This is a genomic window from Bradyrhizobium ontarionense (assembly GCF_021088345.1).
Lineage (GTDB): Bacteria > Pseudomonadota > Alphaproteobacteria > Rhizobiales > Xanthobacteraceae > Bradyrhizobium > Bradyrhizobium ontarionense.
Map to the genome: position 1 here is coordinate 1834686 of NZ_CP088156.1, position 26822 is coordinate 1861507.

Annotated in this window: 24 protein-coding genes and 1 tRNA gene; 4 read left to right on the forward strand and 21 right to left on the reverse strand. The window is 65.0% G+C overall.

Features of this window, described 5'->3' with window-relative positions:
- Positions 1–5: 5 nt before the first annotated feature.
- The 8 genes from LQG66_RS08270 to mgtE all read right to left on the reverse strand — a co-directional run bounded on the left by LQG66_RS08270 (position 6) and on the right by mgtE (position 6656).
- Positions 6–989 (reverse strand): hypothetical protein, encoded by a 984-nt coding sequence (locus tag LQG66_RS08270; protein WP_231325263.1) that lies wholly within the window; start codon positions 987–989, stop codon positions 6–8.
- 303 nt (positions 990–1292) lie between these two features.
- Positions 1293–1484 (reverse strand): hypothetical protein, encoded by a 192-nt coding sequence (locus LQG66_RS08275; protein ID WP_231325265.1) that lies wholly within the window; start codon positions 1482–1484, stop codon positions 1293–1295.
- 205 nt (positions 1485–1689) lie between these two features.
- Entirely contained in the window at positions 1690–2058 is a 369-nt protein-coding gene (locus LQG66_RS08280; RefSeq protein WP_231325267.1) for a YidB family protein, read from the reverse strand.
- A gap of 87 nt (positions 2059–2145) precedes the next feature.
- Positions 2146–2799 (reverse strand): glutathione S-transferase family protein, encoded by a 654-nt coding sequence (locus tag LQG66_RS08285; protein WP_231325270.1) that lies wholly within the window; start codon positions 2797–2799, stop codon positions 2146–2148.
- Positions 2800–2942: 143 nt separating this feature from the next.
- The gene (locus LQG66_RS08290; RefSeq protein WP_231325272.1) at positions 2943–3842 is read right to left on the reverse strand and encodes a hypothetical protein; all 900 of its coding nucleotides are present in this window, start codon (positions 3840–3842) and stop codon (positions 2943–2945) included.
- Between the two features lie 129 nt (positions 3843–3971).
- Entirely contained in the window at positions 3972–4790 is an 819-nt protein-coding gene (locus LQG66_RS08295; RefSeq protein ID WP_231325274.1) for an aldo/keto reductase, read from the reverse strand.
- A gap of 75 nt (positions 4791–4865) precedes the next feature.
- Positions 4866–5156 (reverse strand): helix-turn-helix domain-containing protein, encoded by a 291-nt coding sequence (locus LQG66_RS08300; RefSeq protein WP_231325276.1) that lies wholly within the window; start codon positions 5154–5156, stop codon positions 4866–4868.
- An 81-nt stretch (positions 5157–5237) separates the two neighbouring features.
- A complete protein-coding gene (mgtE, locus tag LQG66_RS08305) occupies positions 5238–6656 on the reverse strand; it encodes a magnesium transporter (protein WP_231325278.1) in 1419 nt (472 codons plus the stop codon).
- A 110-nt stretch (positions 6657–6766) separates the two neighbouring features.
- Here mgtE and LQG66_RS08310 point away from each other — a divergent pair, with 110 nt between their 5' ends.
- A complete protein-coding gene (locus LQG66_RS08310) occupies positions 6767–7588 on the forward strand; it encodes a polysaccharide deacetylase family protein (protein WP_231325280.1) in 822 nt (273 codons plus the stop codon).
- Between the two features lie 241 nt (positions 7589–7829).
- The gene (locus LQG66_RS08315) at positions 7830–9080 is read left to right on the forward strand and encodes a polysaccharide deacetylase family protein (protein WP_231325282.1); all 1251 of its coding nucleotides are present in this window, start codon (positions 7830–7832) and stop codon (positions 9078–9080) included.
- Positions 9081–9179: 99 nt separating this feature from the next.
- Here LQG66_RS08315 and LQG66_RS08320 read toward each other — a convergent pair whose 3' ends face one another.
- The 4 genes from LQG66_RS08320 to LQG66_RS08335 form a co-directional block, all read right to left on the reverse strand.
- Positions 9180–9554 (reverse strand): hypothetical protein, encoded by a 375-nt coding sequence (locus LQG66_RS08320; RefSeq protein ID WP_231325285.1) that lies wholly within the window; start codon positions 9552–9554, stop codon positions 9180–9182.
- A gap of 289 nt (positions 9555–9843) precedes the next feature.
- Positions 9844–11082, reverse strand: a complete 1239-nt coding sequence (locus LQG66_RS08325) for an NAD(P)/FAD-dependent oxidoreductase (RefSeq protein WP_231325287.1) — start codon at positions 11080–11082, stop codon at positions 9844–9846.
- A gap of 16 nt (positions 11083–11098) precedes the next feature.
- The gene (locus tag LQG66_RS08330) at positions 11099–11449 is read right to left on the reverse strand and encodes a RidA family protein (protein ID WP_231325289.1); all 351 of its coding nucleotides are present in this window, start codon (positions 11447–11449) and stop codon (positions 11099–11101) included.
- A 37-nt stretch (positions 11450–11486) separates the two neighbouring features.
- Positions 11487–12983 carry an amidase gene (locus LQG66_RS08335; protein WP_231325291.1) on the reverse strand — a complete coding sequence of 499 codons (1497 nt, stop codon included), beginning with the start codon at positions 12981–12983 and terminating at the stop codon, positions 11487–11489.
- Between the two features lie 209 nt (positions 12984–13192).
- Here LQG66_RS08335 and LQG66_RS08340 point away from each other — a divergent pair, with 209 nt between their 5' ends.
- A complete protein-coding gene (locus tag LQG66_RS08340; RefSeq protein ID WP_231325294.1) occupies positions 13193–13861 on the forward strand; it encodes a helix-turn-helix domain-containing protein in 669 nt (222 codons plus the stop codon).
- A gap of 34 nt (positions 13862–13895) precedes the next feature.
- On the opposite strand, the gene LQG66_RS08345 is transcribed toward LQG66_RS08340, so the two are convergent.
- The 9 genes from LQG66_RS08345 to LQG66_RS08385 form a co-directional block, all read right to left on the reverse strand.
- Positions 13896–14612 carry a M48 family metallopeptidase gene (locus LQG66_RS08345; protein ID WP_256460608.1) on the reverse strand — a complete coding sequence of 239 codons (717 nt, stop codon included), beginning with the start codon at positions 14610–14612 and terminating at the stop codon, positions 13896–13898.
- Positions 14612–17827 carry a type I restriction endonuclease subunit R gene (locus LQG66_RS08350; protein ID WP_231325298.1) on the reverse strand — a complete coding sequence of 1072 codons (3216 nt, stop codon included), beginning with the start codon at positions 17825–17827 and terminating at the stop codon, positions 14612–14614. Before LQG66_RS08350 ends, LQG66_RS08345 begins: the two co-directional genes overlap by 1 nt.
- The gene (locus tag LQG66_RS08355) at positions 17820–19079 is read right to left on the reverse strand and encodes a restriction endonuclease subunit S (protein ID WP_231325300.1); all 1260 of its coding nucleotides are present in this window, start codon (positions 19077–19079) and stop codon (positions 17820–17822) included. The genes LQG66_RS08350 and LQG66_RS08355 overlap by 8 nt, the downstream gene beginning before the upstream one ends.
- On the reverse strand, positions 19076–21520 hold the full coding sequence (locus LQG66_RS08360) for a type I restriction-modification system subunit M (RefSeq protein ID WP_231325302.1): 2445 nt from the start codon (positions 21518–21520) through the stop codon (positions 19076–19078). The genes LQG66_RS08355 and LQG66_RS08360 overlap by 4 nt, the downstream gene beginning before the upstream one ends.
- Positions 21521–22344: 824 nt before the next feature.
- Complete coding sequence (locus LQG66_RS08365) at positions 22345–23238, reverse strand: NAD(P)-dependent oxidoreductase (RefSeq protein ID WP_231325305.1); 894 nt, start codon at positions 23236–23238, stop codon at positions 22345–22347.
- On the reverse strand, positions 23235–23633 hold the full coding sequence (locus LQG66_RS08370; protein ID WP_231325307.1) for a carboxymuconolactone decarboxylase family protein: 399 nt from the start codon (positions 23631–23633) through the stop codon (positions 23235–23237). The genes LQG66_RS08365 and LQG66_RS08370 overlap by 4 nt, the downstream gene beginning before the upstream one ends.
- Before the next feature lie 39 nt (positions 23634–23672).
- Positions 23673–25133 carry an aldehyde dehydrogenase family protein gene (locus LQG66_RS08375; protein WP_231325309.1) on the reverse strand — a complete coding sequence of 487 codons (1461 nt, stop codon included), beginning with the start codon at positions 25131–25133 and terminating at the stop codon, positions 23673–23675.
- Positions 25134–25567: 434 nt separating this feature from the next.
- A tRNA-Leu gene (locus tag LQG66_RS08380) sits at positions 25568–25652 on the reverse strand.
- Between the two features lie 133 nt (positions 25653–25785).
- Positions 25786–26079 (reverse strand): FliM/FliN family flagellar motor switch protein, encoded by a 294-nt coding sequence (locus tag LQG66_RS08385; protein ID WP_425601333.1) that lies wholly within the window; start codon positions 26077–26079, stop codon positions 25786–25788.
- A 20-nt stretch (positions 26080–26099) separates the two neighbouring features.
- Here LQG66_RS08385 and lipB point away from each other — a divergent pair, with 20 nt between their 5' ends.
- Complete coding sequence (gene lipB, locus LQG66_RS08390) at positions 26100–26822, forward strand: lipoyl(octanoyl) transferase LipB (RefSeq protein ID WP_231325314.1); 723 nt, start codon at positions 26100–26102, stop codon at positions 26820–26822.

Sequence of the window (26822 nt, forward strand, 5' to 3'; positions counted from 1 at the left end):
GGGATCTATTCGTTGTTGGCAGCCGGTTCCGCGGCGTCAGGCGCCGCCTGCGTCGCGGGAGCCGCCGGTTTCGGCTTGGGCGCCGCCGCCTTCTTGGCCGGGGCCTGGGCGTGGCTGGCGGCGACCGTCGGCGGCGGGGCCGGCGCTGGCGCAGGAGGCGCAGGCGCGGCCTGGGTCGCCGGCTTCGGCGCGGCCGAGCGCGTCGAGGCCGTTGGCTCCGGCGACATGATGCTCACGGGCGGGGTATTCGCGGAGCTCGGAAACTCGGCATTGGTCGGCTTGCCGGGCGGCGCGGACGGCGCCAGTCCCGCAAAGGTTCCGGTCGCTGGCTGCGCCTGGGACGGCGGCGCATTCCACTGCGACGCGTAGCGCGTCACCAGCCCCTCATAGGTCCGGCCTTCCATGTTGTTGACCAGTTGCTGGCGATCGGCCACCGCCCGGAACATCACGCAATCCGTGGGCGTACAGCGGTCGCGCGTCAGCAACACGTAGGCCATCAGCCCGTAGCGGTCGCGCTCCACGGCGCGGCGCAACGCCAGCAGCTCCGCAGTCATCACCTTGTTGGCGGCCGCGATGTCCCCCACCTGAGACAGGCGGCTCAGCATGCCCGCGGCATAGCTCACCGCAGCCGCGGTCATCTCCGCCGAGCCGAACAGGCCCTTCTCGCAGTTCGACAGCACCAGATCGCCGGCCAGATCATCCACGCAGGCCAAGGCGGGGGGAGAGAAGCTGACCGAGGCGGTCGTCGCGGGATCACCGCCGGCGCCGCGCTGGCCGGGGTCCTGGCTCCGCAAGATCGACGCGACCGCAATCCCGACCCCCAGCAAGGTAATCACGGTGAGGGCGCCGTTTGCGACCGACTTCTCGGCCCTGATGAGCGTGATCAGCACGATCAGCGCAAAAAAGCTCGCAGCCGCGACGGTGAGCCACATCGGAAAGGCCGGTGAGTTCAGGAGCTGGTCGAACGAGGTGGGCCAGGTCGAGTTCATGCGCACTGATTCCTGACGACGAGGGCCGACGAGGACGACCATGAGAGCGCCCGGCCATGGGACGTCCGTGAAACGATCGTCAAATCCAAATGATCACCCAATCCATAGCCGCCCCATCCCCGACAATAAGACGATTCCATGTACCAGCGGACACAGGATGGTGCCGAGCTACCCGCTATCCCCAAGAGGGATCGCGCAGCATTCGCGCTCATCCGTTGCGCCACGGCTCTCGCCCTCGTGGCAGCTGGCAGTCTCCGTCGTCGACATCTGACCGGCCGCGTCCGCCGACCCGGCAGGCCGTCTTCAAGACAAGGCCAATTGGCTTTCCCTGGCAACCCGCTCAAAGGCCTCCGTCGAGCTTTTGATCCGGTATTGGCAATCGTCTCCTTCCGTCGGAAGCTGGCGGATGATCTCGTAGGTGCCGTTGGCTGCCGGACGCGAGACGTTGCTCGCGGTGAAATAGACAATCGTCCCAATGGGGAACTTGTGTTTCAACGCCCTCTCCTGCTCGTATGCCGGCAAGAGCCCCTGGTCCCGCTGCCCGGGCCGGCGAGTCTTTAATAAATGTCACGTCTATAGCATGCCGCCGCCCTCCCTGACCAGCGGCCTCGCGACATGGCAAACGCCCAATCGTCAAGAGAGTTCAACAGGATAGGGCCTCAAAATCGTTTCCCGGGCGGTCCGCCGCCAGCCGCGATCGTCAGGCGTTGTGCGGCAGCTTGCCGTCGGGGCTCGCATGGTCGATTGCGCGCGGAAGCTGCTCGGCAAGGATCTGGGACAGCTGATCGATCGGAACGTTGAACTTCGCCGCGAGCTGCCGGACCATGTCGCTGCCGAGCACCTGCTGGAGCTGCTCCGCCGAAATCGGGAGATTCTGGCCGTTGCCGAGCCAGGATTTGACCTCGGCGCCGAGACCAGCCTGCTCGAGCTTGGCAACGATCGCGTTCAACCCGCCTTGGCCGCCTTGGCCGAAGACCTCGTTCAGCACCGTCGGCAGAACGGCTGCTTCGAGCTGGCCAAGGGCGCCCCGCAGGGCCGGCGAATTGCGCAACGTATCGAACAGTCCCATGGATGATCTCCGAAGCTGACGAGCTTGCTTGCAACAGGAAGGTCTGAGGTTCACCGCGTCAAGCGGCGGGGGCGACCGCGATCCCGATCAGACCTTCTCGACCCGGTCGATGATCCAGTCTTCCGCAAGCCCGTCCTTCACCCAGGCGGCAAAGGCCGGCAGCGCCATCATGGTGTCCATGTAGGCCCGCGTCTCGGCCGCAACAGGAACCGCGAACGTATGGAGCCGCGTGACCACGGGAGCGAACATCGCGTCCGCCGCACCGAAGCGGCCGAACAGGAACGGACCGCCGTAGCGCACGCGGCAGTCGCGCCAGATCTCCTCGATCCGGGCGATGTTGGCCTTGGCATCCGCGGACAGCTCCACCGGCCGGACCGGCCGGTGCAGGTTCATCGGGCATTCATTGCGCAAGGCGGGGAAGCCGGAGTGCATCTCGGCAGAAATCGATCGTGCATGGGCGCGCGCGCCCGGCTCGCTGGGCCATAGCCCCGCCTGCGGAAAACGCTCGGCAAGATATTCGATGATCGCGAGCGAATCCCACGCGGTGATCACGCCATCGACCAGGATCGGCACCTTGCCGGCGGGAGAATGGCTCACGATGCGCGCCTTGTCGGCGGGATCATCCGTGTAGAGCGGGACGACGATCTCCTCGAAGGCGATGTCGCAGCCGCGCAGCGCCAGCCACGGCCGCATCGACCAGGAGGAATAGTTCTTGTTGCCGATCACCAGCTTCAGGGTCATGTCGGACCATCTCCGTATTCAAGGCGTGGGCCGGCCGCTCGATCTCGACCATCAGCCCATGTCGTCGGCGACGCATACAGGATGACGGGCCGGTGCGTCGACAGCCATGCGACAATGCGACGGACCGCTTGGCATACGCACAATCAGCCGCCGAAATCCTGCGGTCTGAACGACATCTCCAGCACCTTCCACTCTCCATAGCGGTCCGGCGGCAGCATCGCATAAGGTTGGCAGGCCTCCAGCGCGGCGACCACGCTTTGCTTGAGTTGCAGCGCTTTCTCTGCCTTTTCCGGATCGGAAGGTCCGCCGAGCAGCTCCGGCTCCGCCGCAAGTCGGCCGTCGGGCCTGATTGCGAGGACGAGTTTCACGAAGACATCGTCTGAACGTGACAGCGAGGCCGGAAGGTGGGCGCAGGTCCTGAAGCGCTGACGGAGCGCAGCGTCCAGATCTCCCGCCAACGCCTTCGTCGCGTTCGACCCGACCTCCTTGTCGTCTGGACCGATGCCGGTCGGCAGCGGCGCCAGCGGCTCAGGCAGCCCAAGCCGCACGCCGTATTTCACCGTGATGTCCGGCTCGGGGGGGACATAGCTCGGTGCTGGAACCGGGGTGGGCGTCGGCACCGCCCTGGCGACAGACTTAGCGTCTGACTTGGCGTCGGACTTGGCGGCGGACTTCGCCGCCGCTTTCGGCGATGGCACGGGCGACGGCTGCTGCGCCGGCGCTGGTGAAGGAGACGGGGACGGCGGTTTCGACGTCTCCTTGGCCTCCTGCGACGGCTGCGGAATCGGCGGCGGCGCAGCGGCTGCCGGTGACGGACTCGGTGCCGGCTGCGGCAGCGTCAGCTCGGGCGACGGGGACGGCGTGGCGACAGGATCCGGCGTCTTCTGGGGCTCGTCGGCGTCGACGATGTCGACCGCAACCTCGTCAGGTCTCGGGATGTCGTAAGGGCGCACCGTGGTCGAGACCACGATCCCGCCGGCGATCAGAAAATGCGCGAGCACGGATGCGGCGATGCCCCAACGTATGAACTGCCAACGTTCCATGCTGCTTCATTGCGCCCGCTCGCGGCCTGACGCGCGCGGCCCGGCCGTTGTCGCGGCGATCATCGCCACGGGGTGGGCGCGGGCCACCTGCCCGCTCCGACCACTCTAGCATAGCGGCACGGGCCACCCTCAATCCCATTTCGGCGCGAAGGCGAAGCTCGTCATCCGCCCCTCCGGACTGTGCATCGCGAAGATGTCGGCCATGTCCTGTTCGGACAGGGTGAAGTCGAACACGTCCAGGTTCTCGGACAGCCGTTCGATCCGCGACGTGCGCGGAATCGCAACGACGTTCTGCTGCATCAGCCAACGCAGGCAGATCTGCGCCAGGCTCTTGCCATGGGCACGACCGATCCGCGTCAGCGTCGGATCGTTCTTGATCTTGCCCTTGGCGATCGGACTGTAGGCGACCAGCGCCAGGCCGTGCCGGGCGCAGGCCTCGCGGATCTTGGTCTGATCGAGATAGGGATGATACTCGACCTGATTGCACACCAGCGGCTCGGACGATGCCGCCACCGCCTCGTCGAGCAGGGCCACCGTGAAATTTGAGACGCCGATGTGGCGCGTAAGCCCGAGCGCCTTGGCGTGCGCCAGCGCCCCGAGCGTCTCGGCCAGCGGCACGTGCGAATTCGGCCAATGCAACAGCAGGAGATCGACCTCGGAGACGCGCAGGCGGACCAGGCTCTCCTTGGTCGAGCGTTCGAGGTCATGCGGCGCAAAATGCGTCGTCCACACCTTCGTGGTCAGGAACACCTCGTTGCGCCTGACACGGGACGCGCGCAGGCCCTCGCCGACCTCGTGCTCGTTCTCATAGACCTGCGCGGTGTCGATGTGCCGGTAGCCGAGCGTGAGCGCCTGCTCGACGATCCGGGCGCAGGTGCGTCCGCGCAATTCCCAGGTTCCCAGACCGAGAGCGGGAATCCTGGCACCATTGGCCTCGATCATCAGCATGGCCGCGCACTCCAGACCGCGTGCAACATTATGCACGCCGCACGCTTACCGTGCCACGCGCGCCCGGTTTTTAGCTTAAGTCTTAGCTAAGGCCGCAAACACGGTATCGGGTGCGTGGGCGATCACGGTCAGCAAGGCGCGCGCCGGGCCGCGCGGCATGCGCTTGCCCTGCTCCCAGTTGCGGATGGTCTCGACCGGCACGCCGAGCTTGGCGGCGAATTCCTGCTGGGTCAGGTGCGCCCGGCGCCTGAGATCGCGCACTTCGAGAGGGTCCGGTGCAGCGCCGGCCGCGGGGGCCAGCGGAAATTCCTGGCCGTCACGCAGCTCAACGATCCGTCCATCTGCCTTCAGCCGCAAGCGTTGCATGGTCCGACTCCGTCTCGCGACGCACTCTGGCCGAACCGCGTTAAGGCCGGATTAACGATATAAGTCGTTCAGGCGCCGGGGTTATTTCAAGCCGAACCAGAGCGTCGCAATGCCGAGGAAGGAGAAGAAGCCGACCACGTCGGTCACCGTGGTCACAAAGGTTCCGGAGGCCACCGCGGGATCGGCGTGCACCCGTTCGAGCACCATCGGGATCAGGATGCCGCCGAGGGCGCCGGCCACGAGGTTCGACATGATGGCTAGGCCGATCACGACGCCGAGCCCGGGGGTCTTGAACCAGGCCACCGCGGCGATGCCGGTGATGAGCGCGAAGGCGATGCCGTTGACGAGCCCGACCAGCGCTTCGCGCATCACCACGCGCGTCGCGTTGTTCGGTCCGAGCTCGCGCGTCGCCAGCGCGCGCACGGCGACCGTCATGGTCTGCGTCGCAGCGTTGCCGCCCTGGCTCGCGACGATCGGCGCGAGCACGGCGAGCGCCACCATCTGCTCGAGCTGTCCCTCGAACAGGCCGAGCACCGAGGAGGCCAGGAAGGCGGTGGCAAGATTGATCAGGAGCCAGTTGAAGCGGCCCTTGGCGATGGTCCAGACGCTGTCGGAGAGTTCCTCGTCGCGCGACACGCCGCCGACCGCCTTGAAATCCTCGTCCGCCTCCTCCTCGATGACGTCGACGATGTCGTCGATCGTGATGACGCCGACCAGCCGGTTCTCGGCATCGACGACGGGAGCCGCGACGAGATTGTACTTGCCGAACAGCCGCGCCACCTCGGCAAGATCGTCGGCGACGGTGACGCGGCGGCGGTCCTCGTCGATCAGGTCCGTGAGCGGAACCGGGCGGCGGGACCGCAACAGCGCATCGAGCGTCACCGCGCCCTGCCAGTGCCTGAAATCATCGACCGCGTAGATCTCGTAGAACCGCTCCGGCAGATCCGCGGTCTCGCGCATGTAGTCGATCGCCTGGCCGACCGTCCAGGCCGGCGGAACCGCGATGAATTCGCTCTGCATGCGCCGGCCGGCGGAGCCTTCGGGGTAATCGAGGCTGCGTTCGAGGACGTGGCGTTCCGACGGCGGCAGGCGTTCGAGGATCTCCTCCTTGTCCTGTTCGTCCAGGCCTTGCAGGAGTTCGACGGCGTCGTCGGACTCCAGCTCGCGGACGCCCTCGGCGACGGTGGCAGGCTCGAGCTCTTCGAGGATCTCCTCGCGGACGGCGTCGTCGACCTCGTTCAACGCGGAAAAATCGAAGTCGGTTCCGGTCAGTTCGACCAGGCGGACCCGATCCTCCGGCGCAAGCGCAGCGATCAGGTCGCCGAGGTCCGCCTCGTGCAGCTCGGCGACCTCGGCGCGCAGGAACGCCTCATCCTCGGCGGCAATAGCGGCCGTGATGGTCTCGATGAATTCCGGGCGGATCTCACCGGAGTCCGTGCGCATCGCCGCGCGATCGAGTAGAGTTGGATCGGCATGGGCAACGTCCGACGTCTGGTTCATGACGTGCCTCGTGAGCCTGATTTCAGAGCAACTGGTCTGATTTGGACTTTCACGCATTACATAATCGGCAACAGCGAGCGCAACGGGAAAAGATGCGTCTGATCCGGCTGATGACGGGATGGGTAAACGCAGCCGGCCTCGCGGCCGCGCTGCTCGCTGCGCACGGCGCATTTGCCGCACCGGCCGGCTGTCCGCGCGAAGGCACGCTCGGCACCTCGCGCGTCCTGAGCGTGGATCCGAAGCAGTATCCGCGTGTCGGCCTCAAGAGCTTTCCCGATACGCTGCCGCTGCACGATGGCGAGGTGGTGCTGACCTTCGATGACGGTCCCTCGCCGCCGATGACCAACAAGGTGCTCGCAGCGCTCGCCAGGGAATGCGTGCGCGCGACCTTCTTCCTCGTCGGCCAGCCGGCCTCGGGCCGTGCGGCGCTGGTGCGGCGGATCGCGGCCGAAGGCCACACCGTCGGCCATCACAGCTTCACCCATGCGCATCTCGCGCACATCACTCCTGAGCAGGCGGTCGAGGAGATCGATCGCGGCATCGCCGCCGACGAGATGGCGCTCAACGGCGTCGAGACCACGACGCCGTCGACGCCGTTCTTCCGCTTCCCCTATTTCGAATCGACACCGGCTGAGCTCGATCTGCTGCAGTCGCGCGGCATCGCCGTGTTCGGCACCGATTTCTGGGCCAGCGACTGGAACCCGATGTCGCCGCAGCAGACGCTGAAGCTGCTCACGAGCCGACTGAACCAGGCGCGCAAGGGCATCATCCTGCTGCACGATCCGCAGCCGCGCACGGTCGCCATGTTGCCGTCGTTCCTGCGCTATCTCAGGGATCACGGATACCGCGTGGTCCATGTGGTTCCAGCCAAGCCGGAACAGCACAGCGAGAGCCCTGCCGGCGCGGCGGTGACGCCGCACGAAGGTGGTTAATCGGCCGTTCAGGGCCTATGTTTAGCTTGACTGTCGCTCCTACGGCGAATCGCTTCTCTTGCAATCCGGCAACAGCCGTGGGCAAACCGGAACGCGGGTTGATGTCATGTCGCAGCGCTCGAACATCCCTGCTATGCCTTGTTGGTCGCTTGCCCGGCTGCGTGGCGGCGACACATCATGGACCATGGAACAGCTGGGCCGAAACGAGCCCGGCCATTGATAGAGAAATGTAGGCAGCGTGATGCGTGATCGCGGGTGGGCTTGCGTCGGACGGCCATCATGGCTCGTGTTGCTGCTGGGCGCCCTCGCAGGCCTCGGGTCGAGCGTCGGATCATCACGCGCAGCGGAGGCCGATTGTCCCGGCCATCCCAACGCGCTCGGCACATCCAGGACTCTGGTCGTCGACCCGCACGAGCATCCGCGTCTCGGCGCGATGCAGTACAAGGAGACGCTGCCGCTTCGGGATCACGAGGTTGTGCTCACCTTCGACGACGGGCCGCTGCCGAAATACAGCAACCAGATTCTGAAGATCCTCGCCGACCAATGCGTCAAGGCGACGTTCTTCACGATTGGCCGCCAGGCCAAGGCCGATCCCGAAGGCGTGCGGAAGCTGGCGGCCGCGGGCCACACCATCGGCACGCACAGCCAGAACCACCCGCTGAGCTTCAACCGGATGACACCGGACCAGGTCAAGCCCGAGGTCGATCAGGGCATCGCCTGGACAACGGCCGCGCTCACCGATCCGTCCGCGCTGTCACCCTTCTTCCGCGTGCCCGGCCTGCTGCGCGGCGACGCCGTCGAGAGCTACGCGGCCTCGCTTGGCCTGCAGCTCTGGAGCGCAGATTTTCTGGCCGACGACTGGCGCAGCATTTCCGGAGCCAAGGTCCATGAGCTCGCGATCAAGCGGCTGGAGGCGCGCGGCAAGGGCATCCTGCTGCTGCACGACATCCAGGCGCGCACCGTCGCAGCCCTGCCGAAGATCCTGGCCGAACTGAAAGCCAAGAACTACCGGATCGTGCACGTCGTGGCTGCCACGCCCGACCGGCCGGCGACGCCGACCGAGCCCGAGGATTGGCTGGTGCACCGGCCGTCGGACGAGACACCGATCGCGCGGTGGCCCGCGATCACGCCGACCGACCTCTCCGGCGCCGACACGAACGCCCGTGCCGCGCTGGATGATTTCGGTCATCTGGAGGTGCCGCCTGCGCCCTCGCGCACCGTGCTGAAGCCGGCATGGCCGCGTCCCGCGATCACCTCGCGGATCGCCAATGCGCCACGCTCCAAAGCTTCGTCTTCGCTCGCCAAGGATTCGCTGGCCAAGGCTTCATCGATCGCCAAGGCTCCCGCGCTGCCGGCGCCATCTGGCGATCTGTTCGCCTGGCCGCCGGCCGCGCCGCTGTCGGCGCAGCGGCGCCAGGTCGCCCGCGCCGAGGGCCCGCCTGCGAAGCAGGCCGCGCGCCCGGTCCGGCTCGCAAGCCTGCGGAAGCGTTGAGAATCGAAAGCTCGGCGGTCGCCTGCACGGAACGCGATGGTCCGCGCTCGTGACTTGCGCACCTTGACCGGACTTGCGCGCCTTGGCCGGCCGGCCTGATCAGTTGGTGACGATCTTGCTGACGCAGAAGATCACGACGGCTGCCAGGAAGAACAGGTCCATGTAGGACTTCTTTTCGCCGTCCCGGCGCAGCTGACCGACATCCTTCATGGTCTGCTTGTTGACGACCTGCCCGACCGGTCCATCGCCGAGCATGCCGGCCAGCCGCCTTACATCGGATTCCAGCTTCTCGATGCGCCCGAAGAAGTGGAAGGAGCGCAGCACCGACACGGCGCGCATGCCCGCATAGATCAGGATGACGATCGCGAGGACGGCGCGGTTCTGATACTTCTCGATGTAGTTCAGGCTGAGATAAACCGCCGCTAGAAAAACGAAATTCGAAAAGAAGCGGTAGATCAAACTGGCGAGATTCATCTGGTTCCCCCCGGTGCCCTGGACGACCGGTCGACAGCAGAACTCACGGACCGCGCTTCGCGCGCCCGCGCCCTGGCCTTGCCATGAGCCTTAGGCGAGTCGGCTTGCGAATTCGTGAAGCTGCGACGCCGGCCCCCTCACGGTGGCGCGCGTGGTAAACAACCAGCTCGGATTTTCAGCCTGCAATTGCAGGCCCATCGCGCCGCTCTTTTTCAATGGCAGCCGCACCGATGGCGTCGACGGCAGCCGCAAAGACAGCGCGGCCGCCGCATGTCGGTTCCGGCTGCCGCTACGCCCCGAAGCGTGCAGGCGCGCAGGCGGTGACGTCGACGCTCGGCGCCTCGCCGCTCATCAGCTCGGCGAGGATGCGCCCGGTCGCCGGGCCGAGCGTGAAGCCCTGGTGGCCGTGCCCGAAATGCAGCCACAATCCCCTGTGCTGCGCGGCCTGTCCGACCACCGGCAGCATGTCCGGCATGCAGGGCCGCGTGCCGAGCCAGGGCTCGGGCTCGACGGGCTTGCCGAGATCGATCAGCTGCCGGGCGGCGGCCTCCGCCTTGCCGAGCTGCACCGGCGTCAGCTCCGCATCCGGCTCTGATAGTTCCGCGCCGGTGGTGATGCGCACGCCCTTGGCCATCGGGTTCATCAGGTAGCCGAACGCGGCGTCGCGCAGCGGCAGGTCGAGCGGCGCGCCGCCGGTGTAATGGCGGTGATAGCCGCGCTTGCGCACCATCGGAATGTCGTAGCCGAACCGCTTCAGGAACGTCGGCGACCACGGCCCGAGCGACACCACCACGGCCTCGGCCTCGATGCGCCCCTCCTCGGTGGTGACGGCCCAGCCGCTGCCCGCTTGCGCGAGCGTGGTCGCATCGCCGCGCATGAGCTTGCCGCCCCGGCGCACGAATAGATCGGCATAGGATGTCACCAGGCTGCCGGGGTCCGACACCGTCCACGGCTCCTGCCAATGCAGGCCGCCGATGCCGCTCTCGGTCAGGCCGGGCTCGGCCTTGGCCAGTTCAGCTCCGCTGAGCACCTTGAACTTGACGCCGAACGCCTGACCGACAGCTTCGGCGTCCTTGGCCTCCTTGTCGAACTGCGCCTGATTCCGGTGCAGCACGCGAAAGCCATCGCGGCGCACCAGATTGCCAGCGCCGGCCGCGGTGATCAGCGGCTCATGCTCGGGCGCGGCGCGCGCGATCAGCTGCGCATAGGTCTTGGTGAGGACCTCATGGCGCTCGGGGAATGAATTCCACCAATATTGCAGCAGCGGCCGCATATGATAGGGCAGCGCCGCCAGCCGATAGTGCACGTCGTTGGTGCGCGCCAGCGCGATGTCGAGGATGCCACCGAGGTCGTGGGGCATCGCATAGGGCCTGACAGCCTCGCTCTGGATGATGCCGGCATTGCCGTAGCTGGTCTCGCGTCCGGGCTCCTTGCGATCCACGAGTGCCACCGACCAGCCCCTGCTCTGCAGATGCAGAGCGGTGCCGACGCCCACCATGCCGCCGCCGAGAACGATTGCGCTTCGCATCGTCATCACTCCTGCTTCAGGTCCGCGCCGCCGCAACGACCGTGATCTCGATTTTCACATCCGCGATCATCTGCGCCTGCACCGTGGTGCGCACCGGCAGCGGATCCTTGAAATGCTTGCGATAGGCCTCGTTGTAGGCGGCGAAGTCGGCCTTATCGGCGAGATGGACCATGCAGGACACGACGTCGGCCAGCGACAGGCCCTCGTCCGCCAGCGTCTCCGCGATCAGCTTGAAGGTCAGGTCGGTCTGCGCCGCGATCCCTTCCGGGATCGTGCCGTCATCGGCGACCGGCACCTCGCCCGACAGGAACACGAGGCCGCCGGCGCGGCGCACCAGCGAGAACGGCCATGAGGATGAATCGGACATAGCTATCTCCAGAATCTGTTGGGCACGGCGGCGCGCCTCAATCCCACGCCATGAAGCCGGGCGTCTGCGCCAGCGGCGGCAAGGCGGCGAGCTTGGCCAGATCAGGCCGCGGACGGCGCAGCTCGGCATCATCAGCGAAAGCCTGTTCCAGCGCCGCAGCGACGCCCAGCACCAGCGCATCGCCACCGCGCGGCCCGACGATCTGCAGGCCGAACGGCAGGCCGGCTTCGTCGACGCCGAGCGGCAGGCTGAGCGCGGGATGGCCGGCGAGCGTCACCGCATAGGCCAGCGCCAGCCAATGGAAATAGGAGCGCGTCGGCACGCCGTCGATCTCGGCCGGATACAGCTCCGACCACGGCCGCGGGCTCAAGGTGATGGTCGGGCTGATCAGCACGTCGTGCTTGGCGAAGAAGCTCTGATAGGCGCGATAGATCCGGGTCTGGTTGGCGGAAGCGCGCGAGAAGTCGTCGAGGCTGTAGCCCAGGCCCTCCTCGACATTGGCGCGCACGTTCGGGCCCAGCATCTCCGGCCGCTCGCGAAAATTCTTGCCATGCTGCGTGAGGAACAGCGAGGCGCGCAGCACCGCAAAGGTCTCGTCGGCGCCGCTGCAATCCGGCGCGGCCTCTTTGCTGTCGGCAAACAGCGGCGCGATGCGCGCCACGCGGGCGCGGAAGGCACGGCGGATCAAGGCTTCCGTCGGCGCAAAACCAAAGTCCTCAGTGAAGGCGAGCTTGAGCTTGCCGAGCTCGACGCGGGACGGCACAGCCCAGCGCGAGGGCGCACCGCGCACGGCCTCGCCGGGCAAGGTGTAGGCGAGCGGATCGCGCGAATCGTCGCTCGCCATCACCGACAGCATCAGCGCGGTGTCGGCGACGTTGCGCGCCATCGGCCCGTCGGTCGACAGGCACGACCAGCCATGGGCGCGCTTCTCGCTGGCGACGAGGCCGTAGGACGGCCGCATGCCGACGATGCCGGAGAACCCGGCCGGATTGCGCAACGACCCGCCGGTGTCGGAGCCGGAAGCAAGCGGCGCCATGCCGCAAGCGAGCGCGACCGCCGAGCCGCCGGAGGAGCCGGCGGCCGAGCGCATCGGGTCGAACGGGTTGCCGGTGGCGCCGAACACCGGGTTACGGGTGTTGCCGCCCGCCGCCCATTCCGGCGTGTTGGTCTTGCCGAAGATGATCGCGCCGGCGGCGCGCAGCCGCGCCACCGAGGCCTGGTCAACCTTGGGAACGTTGTCGGCCAGGATCGGGCTGCCATAGGTCGAGCGCAGGCCGGCGGTATCCTGGGTGTCCTTGATCAGGACCGGCAGGCCGTGCAGCGGCCCTTTGTCCTCGCCCGCGACGATCTCGGCCTCGGCAGCCCTCGCCGCAGTCCGGGCCCCTGCCTCATCCACGGTCACCACCGCATTGACGGCCGGATTGACCGACGCGATCCGCGCCATCAAGGCGTCGAGCAGCGCGACCGGCGAGATCGCCTTGGTTTTCAAGAGCTTGACCAGCTCGACGGCAGTGTTGTCGCAAATCGATTCCACGGGCACTTCTCTTTTCCGTTTCGGAAAACTATTTAGCATATAGGAAATGAAATGCACGGTCCGAAAACGCATTGTTCCGCCGCGCTTCATGCATGAGGATCAGGTGTCTGGCGCCTTGATTGATATCGCTGGCATTTCGGGCGAGATTGCCCGGGACTGCGACGCAAGCCGACAAACCTGATCCGCTAACGGATTTTCCGGAGACCCTCGTGACCGACAGCACCGTCAGCGCGCCCGCCTCCGAAGGCCCCCACTCCCAGCTCGGCCACTGCCTGAAGGCGGCCCGGCAGGCGCGCGGGCTGACCCTGAAGCAGGTGGCAGAGAAGACCGGGATGGCGCTGTCGACCCTGTCCAAGGTCGAGAACGGCCTGATGTCACTGACCTACGACAAGCTCTTGCAGCTCACCTCGGGGCTGCAGATGGACATTGCCGAGCTGTTCAGCCCCGCCACGCCGCAGCCCGAGCCGGGCCGGCCGGTGACGGCCAGGCGCAGCATCAGCCGCGCCGGCCAGGGCCAGGTGGTCGCGACCCGCTTCTACACCTACACCTATCAATGCACCGATCTGATCGGGAAACGCATGGTGCCGATGATCACCGAGGTGCGCGCGCGCACCCTCGATGAGTTCGGCCCCCTGCTCCGCCACAGCGGCGAAGAATACTTCCTGGTGACCCGCGGCACGATCGCCGTGCACACCGAGTTCTACGCGCCGGAGATCCTCAACGAGGGCGACGGCATCTATCTCGACAGCACCATGGGCCACGCCTACCTCAACGCCGGCGACGCGGAGTCCGCGCAAGGCGTCTGCCTGTGCACGAGCGAGCAGGCGGATCTGTTCGAGCAGTTGCATCGGATCGCGAAGAAGGATGCGGTGGAGTGAGGGGGGCGAGCGCCTCACTGCGTGAAGAAAGCGATCACTCGCCCCATACCTCTGCCGCCAACGGCAGCTCGTTGAGTTCCGCGCGCGCTTCCTGCCAACTCGGATAGTGCTTATCCAGAATCGCGATGAACCGGTCGGAATGCGTCGGCTCGATCAAGTGAGCCATCTCGTGAACGATCACGTATTCGAGAAGGTCCTTCGGCTTCTTCACCAGCTCCGTATTGAGGCGAATGTGACCCGCGCGGTGATTGCAGCTGCCCCACTTGGTCTTCATCCGCTGCAGGAAATACCCGCGAACCCGAACCTTGAGCTTCGGCTCCCACTTCTGAATGAGCAGCTGCACCTGGTCATGGAGCAGCCCCTTGTGCCACTCATGAATAACCTTGCCGCGCTTGGCAGCGTCACTTCCCGGTCGCACGGTCAGCGTGATCCGTTTGTGGTCGAGCGCGACGAAAGGCTTGCCCTCCTTCTGCACGATCGTCAGGAGATGGCGCCGACCCCACAGATAGTGGCTCTCCCGGTTGACGAACTTTCGCGGCGTCTCCCGCGCCTGACTGGTCAATTTCCGTTGCTGCTCGCGGATCCAGCCGAGCTTGGAGATGGCGTAGGCCCGCGCCACCTCCAGCCGTGTCGCGGTCGGGGCGACCAGCGTCACCCGGCCATGCGGCGGGTGCACGGACAAATGGACGTTCTTGATGCCCTTCCGGGTCACCGCGATGGAGATATCGCCGAGTTCGATGCTTTCCGTCATCAGTAGCCAGGCTGGTTCTTGATGATCTCGAAAATGCTCTCCGTCGCGAGGCGGTCCCGCCTCATGATCGGATAGAGCGCGTTCAGCACCTGCTTCTCCCTGGTGTCGTCACCCTTCCAGCCCGCCGGCGCACGCTCGCGCATCGCCAAGTCGAGCTCGAGAGCCAGCTTCGCCTTGCCGTCATCGTCAGCCGGGCACTGGAAGGTCGTCGCCTTCAAACTGGCCAGATTGTTGAAGAGCACGATCGCGCCGGGCTTGCCATAAAGCACCGCCGGGACAGCGCCTGTCGGACCTTTCCTTGCTAAATGCCGCACCAGCTCCTCGGCCTTTTTGAGGAACGCCTCGTAGGCCGCGCTGTCCGCCCGGCTCTGCTGGATCAGGTCGTCGAGCAACTGCGACATCTCCGCATAGAATTTAGGGTCGGTGAGCTGATCGCGGATGATGGTTTTGCGGACGTTGTTGATGATGCCCTCGGCAATCGCATTCTTCGAGAGCTTGCCCTTCTCGTTCAGCTTGCGCGCGATGGCATCGTGAATACCGGTCTCGATGATCAATTCGGTAAGCGACAGGGAGTTCAGATTGCCGAGATCATCCGCCGGGTCGGCCTGGATATAGCTGTTGATGAGGTGGCGCATATCCGCCTCGAACGGCTTGATGTCCAGTTCCTCACCGGAATGCCGTTTGATGGCCGCCCGGACGTCGCTGTAGAACTCCGTCTCTCGCGTCAGGGCCGTCACCTCGGCGGCCGAATAGCCGGCCTCAGCGAGATTCTGGGCGATGTCCGCATAGGCGCGCAGAAAGGCGGCGGTGGCCTTGTAGAAGGACACGCGAAGCGGTTCGGTCTCGGCGAGCGCGCTCGCATTGCTGGCGTCGCCGCAGAAATAATACAGATACTGCTCCATCTCACGCGGATGAGCGACCGGCTCGCACAGATAGCGGAGTGCTTCACGCGCAGCATCGAGCTGCGCCCTGCCCTCCACCAGCCAATCCTTGACGATGACATTGCCATCCTTGCCGTCAGCGTCAATGTCGAGCTCATCCGAGCTGTACACGGCAATGGAATTCTGGACGTGCTGGAACAGCTCCTTGAAGTCGACGATATAGCCGAAATCCTTGTCGTCGCCGTCGAGCCGGTTGGTGCGGCAGATTGCCTGGAACAGATTGTGGTCGTGCAGTTCGTTGTCGAGATAGATGTAGGTACAGCTCGGCGCATCGAATCCGGTCAGCAGCTTGCTGACTACGATCAGCAGCTTGCAGTTCGCCGGCTCCTCGATGAAGCGGCGCTTGGTCTCGTCCTCATACCCTTTGGTCGTCTGGCCGCTCCCGAGCACATGCTTCGTATAGGTGTCGAACTTGTAGCGCTCGTCGCTATCCTTGGGCTCGCGCGAGATCGCGTTGTGGTTCGGCTCGAACGACGTGATGATGCCGCAATACTGTCCAAACGGCGTATTCTGGAACAGCCGGTAATAATGGCAGGCGTCATAGATCGAGGCCGCCACCAGGATGGCGGTGCCGCGGTCGTTGTCGAGCCGCGGCTTGACACCGAAATCGTGGATGATACTGGCGATGATGCGCTGCTTGCGTTCGCCCGCACTCATCAACTCTTCCATCGTCGCCCAGCGCTTACGCAGGGCAGCGCGTTGGAAATTGTTCAGAGCCTTTGTCTTTTGCTCGAACCAATCGTCGATCGCCTTGCGCGAGGTGAGCCGCTGCGGGACATCGCGGGCCTCATATTTGAGGTCGAGCACCACCTTGTCGGCAACGGCTTCCTGGAATTTATAGGTGTGGATGTAGGTGCCGAAGACATCGCGCGTGGTCTGCTTGTCCTTGCGCAGCAGCGGCGTCCCGGTGAAGCCAATGAAGATGGCGTTCTCCAGCCAGCGCTTCATCTGCTTGTTCATGTCGCCGCCCTGGGTGCGGTGACACTCATCGACGAAAACATAGAAGCGCCCGTGCGTCGGCGGGGGCGCGGCCTTGAGATCCGGCTGGAATTTATGCAGCAGCGCGCAGAGCAGCCGAGGCGTCGGCGCCGCAAGCTTTTCGGCAAATTCTCGCCGCGATGTAATGCGGGGCGACGGTGAGTCCGCGCCGATGACATTGGCGTTGCGCATCACGCCCTCGATCTGCTTGTCCAGCTCATCGCGATCGGTGATGATCAGGATGCGGGCTTCGGGATCGTGCTCCAGCAGCCATTTGGCGATCAGCACCATCAGGATGCTCTTGCCGCTGCCCTGGGTGTGCCAGATCACACCCCCCTCGTTCCTCTCGATGCGCTCCTGCGCCGCTTTCACGCCCGCAAATTGATGCGGGCGCGGCACCTTCTTGCGGCCGGCGTCGAAGATGACGAAGTTGCGGATCAGGTCGAGCAGCCGCGCCTTCTCGCACATCTGCGCCAGAGGCCGGTCGAGCAGCGCGCCGGATTGCGGCCCTTGCCCTGCCGTCGACACGGACCTCGACCGATCTCGAGGTGAACCCGGCAATGCCTGCAAGAAGGGCTCCGCGCCATACACGAAGCCCGTCTGAGGTCCCTCGCCGAGACCGTCATCAGGCTCGGAGATCGCGCCGCCATCCTGCACCTTCCATGCGACGAAGAACTGCTCCGGTGTGTCGGTGGTCCCGTAGCGCAGTCCCTGGGAATCGCTGCCAGCAAATACCAGCTGCACCGTGCTGAAGAAGCCCTTGTTGAAAATCTCTTCCTGGTTGGTGACGAGCTGGCGCACGCCGTCTGCCACCTCGACCGAGCTGCGCTTCAGCTCGATGACCCCGATCGCGATGCCATTGAGATAGAGCACGATATCGGGCCGCCGCTCGTGCCCGCCGCGCAGGGTCACCTCTTCGGCGAGCGCGAAATCGTTGGCGTCGGGATGCTCCCAGTCCACCAGATGCACGGTCTCATGCGCCTGCCCGACCGCGATCTGTACCGGCACGCCATAGCGCAGCAATTGGTAGGTGCGCAGATTGGCCTGGTAGAGGCTGATGCCGGTGGCGTCGGCGGCCGTCTCCAGCCTCTGCAAGGCGGCGCGAATATGTGCGTCGCCATAGCCGCGTGCCGTCAGGTTCGCGCGCAGCAGCGCGGTCTCGATCGGCCGGTTGTTGTCCCGCTTGTGCCAGTCCCCGAGGTATCGATAGCCGAGGCAATTCGGCCGGGCCGTGTCGGTGAACAATGCGACGACGCGGTTCTGGGTGCGGCGTTCGGAGCGGGGGCGTTCAGGCATGGGCTGCCTCCGGTGCAACGAGCCGCGTCCTGCCGGTGAGCAGCTCCTGCATCATGCCCTGTTTGAGGGCGCGGGTCTTGTCGCGTCGCTGCTCCAGGGCCGTCAGTTCGGCGTCCATCTCACTCAATACCTGTGCGATAGCGGTTTGCTCGAGAAACGCCGGATAAGGAATTTCCAATGCTCGAACGTCACGACTATTTACCGCTGGGTAATTGGAACCGGTAAGCAATGCTTCAATCTGCTGATTCACACCGAATGCAAACAAATGCTGGAAAACATATCCGGCGTTAGTGACGCCATCGCGGCAACGCAGAACGCAAAAACCGGTGGAGCACACCCAATTCGGCTCATCTCTTTGAAAAGACAGGTGCGACTTGAGGTTAGGACGAACAGTTGAAACTAGCACATCTCCCGGCCTCAATTTTCGACGGGCACGAGATGGAGCTGTGGCAAAGACTTGGTCGGTGAAGCCTCGGAGTGTCCCACGATCAACGTCTTCTAGTGAAATATATCTGAAGGCATAGTCTGGCTTAGTTTCGCCACCGAGATTTTCTGGATCGGCTTCGACCACGTCTCCAAGCCGCTTCATTTCCCACTCGCCTCGGAATCCGGCGAGACGCTTTTGGCCGGTGAGCAGCTGCTGCATGGCGGCCTGTTTGAGGTCGCGCTTCTTGGCGATGAGCCGATCCAGCGCGCCCAGCAGCGCATCCACATCGCTCAGCGCCTCCGCGATGGAGCGTTGTTCAGCTTCACTCTTGGGCCAAGCTAAAAGAAGCCGCTCGAAACGCGAACCACCAAGATGCGCGATCGATGTCGTTTGCAAAGCAATTCGCGCGAACACACCCGTCTGTTGACAGTGCCTGAAAAGGTACGATGCGAAAGTACCTGAGACGCCGGCTCTTGCTCTAAAACGTATCAGCTGATTCTGAATTGCGCACGGCTCAGGATATTCCTCCTGATACATCGCGCACCGCCCGACTAGCTCCAAACTTTGACCTTCGTTGAGCAGCACATCTCCGTTTCGAACCCTAAAGTGTGAGAACTGCTCGTCGGTCATCGGCATCGTTAGCACATCATCAATGGCAATCCGGCCATCAAAGACATTCTTTGTCCGTAAATATGGTCGCTGCCGTCCGGGGCCGTTAACAGCCAGTGCCTTACCAGTAACAACTTCGCCTTTTCGCCCGACTGGACACACTTCCCAATCCTCTGGAATAATGCCCACTTCAGATTGCTTGAAGCCGGCTTTCATCGGGCGGCAACCTTCAAGAGTGCTGGAGAATGCGGCGGCTTATTCTCTATCTTTTTTAAGTGCCCGTCCACGCGGGCAGCCAGAGCGGCAACTTCTTCGATAATCGTCGGCAATGGGGCGGCGTAGCGGCCTGCAAGAAGCTGGATGCGACTGGTGAGCGTCAGCGACACGCGATCCAACTCGCCCTGCACGGCGGCGGTGATCGTCGTCAGCCATTTGTCGTCCACGACCAATGTCTGAATTTCGACCTCGGTCAGTTCCGGGTATTTGTTATAGGCCAGCTTATCAAGCGCGGCCTCGGCTTCGCGAATGGCGCGCTTCAGCTCGGCTTCCTCGCTGTTCAAGTTCAGCCATTGCTGTAGGACGGCAGCCTCTTCCTTGGCATCCTTGTCTCCCTTGATCTCCTTGAGACGGGCGCCGACCTCGGCCTTGGCGATCTTGTCCAGGGCGCCGAGGACACCGTCTTCGCCGCCGTGTTCCTCCTCCAACTCGGTAAGGGCTGATGTGGTGGCCTCCAGCGCGGCCTGCTGCGCTTCGATGGCGGCTTGCTCTTTCGCGAAATAGCGCGCGACGATCAGCGGCTTGGGCACGAGATCGCACACCCAGCCCTTGTCCCTGGTCTTGCCCTTCTTGTCGGTCTCCAGGACGCGCAGGGTCTTAGCCACCCAGCCATCGGCGGCGATGATGTAGCAATCGTCCTGCATGGTCTCGGCCCAGTAGTCCATCAAGTGCTGGTAGACCGCATAAGGGTCGATCAGCGGCTGGCCTTCGGCATGCGCGAGCAGTTGCTCGGATTGCGCGTGGATCACCTCCTTCGGTAGGCAGTCGCGCTTGAGCGTGCGCAGGTTGACGGCAGCGACCGCGCGCCATTTTGCAAAATGCGCCTGAAGGCCGGCGATGAAGGCGGCGAATTGCGGATGGCCATGGATGGTGGCCTTGATCTCGGCGGCCTCGACGAGGAGGTCGCAATAACCGGGGCGGTTGGGTTCGAACAACGCAGCGCGCAGCTCCGGGCAGATTGTCCAGTAGTCGTTGAGCGCATCGATATCGCGGGCCGGGATGCCGCCATGCAGGTGGCCGCCGATGTCCTGGATGTCCTCAGCGTCCTGGGTGTCGATGTAGCGCGGCAGATTGAGATTGAAGTCGTTCTTCGCTATCTCGTCATGCGGCACCAGGCGGGAATAGCCCGGACGGGTTTCCGCGTGGGTAAAGACATCGACGATCCGGTGCAGGTCGCGCTCGCGCAGCCGATTCTTGGGGCCGTCCTTGATAAAGCCCTTGCTGGCATCGATCATGAAGACGCCCTTGCGGGCGGTGGCGTTGTTCTTATCGAGCACGACAATGCAGGCGGGAATGCCGGTGCCGTAAAACAGATTGGCCGGCAGGCCGATGATGCCCTTGAGATAGCCGGACTTCACAAGCTGGGTGCGGATCACAGCCTCGGCGCCGCCGCGAAACAGCACGCCGTGGGGCAGAATGCAGGCGCCCTTCCCGGTGCTCTTCAGCGAGCGGATGATGTGCAGCAGATAGGCGTAGTCGCCCTGCTTGGCTGGCGGCTCACCCCATTGAAAGCGCTGATAGAGGTCCGCAGACGGCGTAAGCCCCGTGCTCCAGGTCTTGTCGGAGAACGGCGGATTGGCGACGACATAGTCATAGGTGCGCAGCTGCTCGCCATCCTTGAATTTCGGCGAGGCCAGCGTGTTGCCCGACAGCACGGTGGCGGTCGGAAAGTCGTGCAGGATCATGTTCATGCGGGCGAGACCGGCGGTGGTCACGTCCTTTTCCTGGCCTTCCAACGTAATGTGCTTGCCGGCTTCGGCGGCGACCTTCAGCAGCAGCGAGCCAGAACCGCAGGTGGGGTCGTAGGCTGTCGTCGCAGCAATCGTATTCTGGGGCGAGATGCCGATGATCTTGGCGATGACCCGGCTCACCTCGGACGGGGTGTAGAATTGCCCCTTGCTCTTGCCGCTCTCGGTCGCGAAGTGCCGCATCAGATATTCGTAGGCGTCGCCGAGGATGTCGTCGTGATCGGCGCGGTTCTTGGAAAAATCCAGCTCCGGCTTCTCGAAGATGCCGATGAGATTGGTGAGGGTGTCCACCATGTCCTTTCCCTCGCCAAGCTTGTTCGGATCGTTGAAATCCGGAAAGTCGGTGCGGGCCAGGCGTGAATTGGCGTCGACCAGCGGCTGGATCACCTGGGTGTTGATCTTGTCGCCGACATCGCTCTTACCCTTGAGGGCGATCATGTCCTTGAAGCTGGCGCCCTTGGGAATCGTGACCGGCGGGGCAAAGTCATCGGAGTCGCCGTATTTGTCGGAGACATATTTGATGAACAGCATGAACAGGACGTAGTCCTTGTACTGGCTGGCATCCATGCCGCCGCGAAGCGCATCGCAAGAGGCCCAAAGGGAGGAGTAGAGATCGGATTTCTTGATTGCCATAGTGACGTTCGACCTGCCGGGAATCGCGCACACTCAACACTTAGAGCACCGGGCGGACGGAATGCCCACAAGGCTTTCGGGCTCGCCAGCCGCGGCTCTTGGCTGAGTCGACTTCGTTAGGTCAACTAGCGGATTTATCGACGGAACTTCAACGATTTGCGCGAAGGTTTCCCCGATCTTCCGTTGGCGACCGAGCCAACCCGGTAGGCCGCCAACCACCCGGCGCGCTGGGTTTGGAACGAGCTTCCCGCTGATCAAGGCCCAATCTGCTCTCCTGATAAAAATTATTCTCTTTCTTTTTTTCAGAATTTGTGGTTGTCTATCCCCGTCCTGCCTCGCCACGAGGGGCGCTTCGCGGTCGTCACGGAACGTCGGGTGCGGGATGCGGTGGGCGTAGCGGTTCGCAGCGTGACCTGGTCATGCGGACGAACGAGCCGTTGCGCCGGCGAAATCGTAGGGTCCTGGCCTCCCGATGCTGAGGCCAAGCTCGCGACAACGCGTTCGCGTTGCGCGGGTGACGGGGGCAAACAAGCCGGTCCCCGGGGAGAGGACGTATAAGCCGCCCAACCATCGCGCGGGGAATGCCGGGATGTCTCGGCTGAACCTGTGGTTCCTGCCGCCAGCATTTTTTTCAGCTGGCGGGCCATGGGTGCGGCCAGCGCCCGGCATTCCCTGCGCCCTCGTCTCGACGGGGGCGAAACCACCGGCACAACTCGGGCGTTACGCGCCGCGAGAACGCGATGTCACACCCTCATTCAGCTGTTTGAAACGTTCATCCGTGGACCCCAGCGCGATGCCGATCGAGCCCGGCGTCGCCGCAACCATCATTCGCCGAGTTCGACGCCGGCCAGAGCCTCGCTCAGCTTCGCCAGCGCGGTGTGATCCTGGCCCGGTCCGAGCAGCCCTTGCGCGCTCGCGCTCAGCTCGCGGCAGAGATTGGCGAACGGCGCGGCGACGCCATTGGCGCGGGCGACGTCGAGCGCGATCGTCAGGTCCTTCACCATCAGGTCGAGCCCGAAGCCGCTGTCGAACTTGCGCGACAGCACGAACTGCCTGAACTTCTTCTGCGTCGAATTGTTCATGCCGGTCGAGGCGTTGAGCACGTCGGTCATCAGGCCGGGATCGATGCCGAACTGCTGGCCGATCAGAAGCGCCTCGATGCCGATCAGGAAGCCGCCGGCGGAGACGAGGTTGTTGAGCGCCTTCATCGCCTGGCCGGAGCCGAGGCCACCGATGCGATGGATGGTGGTGCCCATCGCGCGCAGCAGCGGCTCGACACGGTCGAGCGCGGCCGCTTCACCACCGGCCATGATCGCGAGCTCGCCGGTCACCGCGCGCGGCACGCCACCGCTGACCGGCGCGTCGAGCACGACCACGCCGAGCGGGGCGAGATCGGCGGCGATGGCCTGGGTCGCCGCCGGCGCGCCGGAACTCATGTCGATCACGATGTGGTCGCGCTGCAGCCCTGCGCGCAGGGCGGCGACGGCGTCGCCGACATGCCTGCTGGTCGGCAGCATCGTGATGACGACCTCGGCCGCAGCGGCCGCCGCCGCGAGATCCACCGCCTCGACGCCGCCGGCCTGGCGGACGAAATCCGCCGCCCGGCCCGCGACGGCATCATTGACCGAGACCTCGAAGCCGGCCCCGATGAGGCGCGCGGCCATCGGCCAGCCCATGTTGCCGATGCCGACGAACAGGACCTTGCGCGGCGTGCTCATGCGCCGTCCTTCTTCGCGATCGCGCCCTCCGCCACCAGCACCTCATGCGCCGCCTTGAACGCCTCCAGGCCGGCCGGAATGCCGCAATAGACCGTCGCGTGCAGCAGGATCTCCTTGATCTCCTCGACGGTCAGGCCGTTGGTCAGCGCGCCCTTGACGTGCAGCTTGAGCTCGCTCGGCTTGCTCAGCGCCGTCAGCATCGCGAGGTTGATGATGCTGCGCGTGCGGCGGTCGAGCCCCGGCCGGGTCCAGGCATAGCCCCAGCACATCTCGGTGGTGATGTGCTGGAACGCCATCATGAAATCGTCGGCCTTGGCCAGGCTGCCGTCGACATAGTCCGCGCCCAGCACCTCGCGCCGCACCTTCAGGCCCTGTTCGAACAACTCGTCGCTCATCCGCTCACTCCTCGTTGCAAACGCCCGCTGCGTTCCATCTCAGCCGTGCTTCACGATCAGGGTCTTCATCGCCGCGAGATCATAGAGCGCCTCAAAGCCCTTCTCGCGGCCGTGGCCAGACTTCTTCATGCCGCCGAACGGCAGCTCGATGCCGCCGCCGGCGCCGTAGCCGTTGACGAACATCTGGCCGACCCGGACCTTGCGCGCGACGCGCATCGCGCGCGAGCCGTCGCCCGACCACACGCCGGCGACTAGGCCGAACTCCGTGCCGTTGGCGAGCCTGATCGCATCGGCCTCGTCGTCGAACGGCATTGCCGCCAGAACCGGACCGAACACCTCGTCGCGCGCCAGTTCGGAGTCGCGCGCGACGTGCTGATAGAGCGCCGGCGCGACGTAGAAACCTTCGCCGGGCACGCCCTCGGCGATCCTGCCCGACGCGACGCGCCTGGCGCCGCCGGCCTCGGCGCGCGCCAGCATGCCCTCGATGCGCTTCTTCTGCACGGCGCTGATGACGGGACCGAGATCGAGATCCATCTCCGGCGTGCCGGCGGTGAGCTTCGCGAAGCGCAGCGTCAGCTCGGCCAGGAAGCGGTCCCAGATCGCGCGCTCGACCAGCACGCGCGAGCCGGCCGAGCAGGTCTGTCCGGCGTTCTGCACGATCGCCGCCGCCACCGAGGTCAGCGCCGCATCGAGATCGGCGTCGGCAAACACGATCTGCGGCGACTTGCCGCCGAGCTCGAGCGTGCAGCCGATATGGTTCTTCGCCGCCGCCGTCTGCACCAGGGTGCCGACCTCCGGGCTGCCGGTGAAGGAGAGGAAGTCGATGCCGGCATGCGCCGACAGCGCAGCACCAGCCTCCTCGCCGAGCCCCGGCACGACGTTGATCGCGCCCGCCGGGAAACCGGCTTCGGCGGCGAGCTCGGCCAGCCGCAACGGCACCAGGCAGGCCTCCTCGGCCGGCTTGATCACGGTCGCGTTGCCCATCGCCAGCGCCGGCGCCACCGTGCGTCCGAACATCTGCCCGGGATAGTTCCAGGGAATGATGTGGCCGGTGACGCCGAGCGGCTCGTAGACGGTCGTGACGAAGAAGCCGTCGAGGAAGGGAATGGTGTCGCCATGCACCTTGTCGGCGGCGCCGCCGTAATATTCGAAATAGCGCGCGACGGCGACGACATCGGCCCTGGCCTGCTTCATCGGCTTGCCGGTGTCGGCCGCTTCGAGCCGCACCAGCTCCTCCGCATTGTCCTCGATAAGGCGGCCCAGCCTGGACAGCAGGCGGCCGCGCTCGGTCGCCGTCAGCCGCCCCCACGGACCTTCGAGCGCGCGGCGCGCCGCTTCCACCGCGAGATCGATGTCGGGCGCGTCACCCGCCGCGATCGAGGCGATCACCTGGCCGGTCGCCGGCGCCAGCATCGCGATGGTGCGGCCCGATTGCGCCGGCTGCCACTTGTTGTCGATGAAGACGCCCTTGGCAGCGGGCAGTTTCACGTTCGCGTTCATGGCAGGTCTCCGACTTCGCTCGATCCTTCGCGTCCCGGCTGGTCAGCCACGCGCCGCATGGTCGGCCATCTTGCGATGCACGCGCGCGAGCGCGGCGAGCAGGCTCCGACCATCATCACCGGCGGCAGGCCGAGGCTCCGGTCGTCTAACATTACCAGCGGAGGTTTGCACCAAACGGGGTGTCAGTGCTGCATCGCCGCAACGGCCTTCTCCCGACGAGCGGCTCGTGATCATCACTGCGAGGCGTCGGAGAAAATCGAATGGCCTGGCGTGGCAGGCGTGAGCGGGAGCCGTTCAAGACCACCGCGCGGGGGCATTTCCAGGGATGCTCGATGGCACGACTGGCCATGGGCAGGCGCCACCGGGATCACAAGGCCGCAGCTTCACGCCACAGCGAACAAACCAGAAACAGGAATGGAATGAAAGGAGAGGTTTGGTGCGCTCGGAGGGACTCGAACCCCCACGACTTTCGCCACTGCCACCTCAAGGCAGCGCGTCTACCAATTCCGCCACGAGCGCAAAGGAGAAGCCGGAACCAGGAGAAGAAAGGCACCGGATCAATGGCGCCCGTGTATCAAATCGATGTCGGGCGGACAAGGCCCGCCCTGCCCCATCTCCAGGTTTTGTGGAAGGTTTTTGGACCGGCGTGCCGCTATCGCGTGGTCGGCGTCGGAGATCGAGGCAGCATGTCCTTGACCTCGACCGCGATCCGGTTGCGGTCGACCAGCACCACCCCATTGGCGATGGGCATGTTGTTGGCCAGGACCTTGACGTCGTCGGCCTCGGTGGCGTCCAGCTCGATGATGGCGCCGCGGGACAGGCGCAGAACCTGGTGGATGGGCATTGAACAGGTGCCGAGCACGACCATCAGGTCGACTGTCACTTTATCGAAGGTTGACACTGCAGGACCACCGAAGTCACGACTGGATTCCGTTACCCGAGACATCATCATGTTGTGGTTAGCCAATGGTTAACAGCCGCGAAACGCTCGACCTGACCACCTTCGCCGGCCCGCCCGGCACCGCCGTGGATTGGCTCATCTCCGATTCGCTCGTCGACTATGCCGCGGCGACGGCCTTCATGGAGGCCCGTGCGGCCGCAATCGCCGCCCATGAGGCCGCGGAGCTGGTCTGGCTGCTCGAGCACCCCCCGGTCTACACCTCCGGCACCTCGGGCAAGCCTGAGGACCTGCGCGACCCGCGCTTTCCGCTGGTGCCGACCGGCCGCGGCGGCCAGGTCACCTATCACGGCCCCGGCCAGCGGGTCGCTTACGTGATGCTCGACCTCAAGCGCCGTCGGCCGGATGTCCGCGCCTATGTCGCGGCGCTCGAGGAGACGATCATCCGCACGCTCGCCGCCTTCAACATCCGTGGCGAACGCCGCGAGGACCGCGTCGGCGTCTGGGTCAAACGGCCGGACAAGGGCGATGGCCATGAGGACAAGATCGCCGCGATCGGCGTCCGGCTGAAGCGCTGGGTGACCTTTCACGGCATCGCCATCAACGTCGAGCCGGACCTGTCGCACTTCCAGGCGATCGTGCCCTGCGGGGTGACCGACCCGCGCTACGGCGTCACCAGCCTGGTCGACCTCGGCCTGCCCGTGACGCTGGCCGACGTCGACATTGCACTCCGGGAGGCGTTCGAGAGCGTGTTCGGCGCCACTGTTCCGGCGCCGCCGGAGACGGCATGA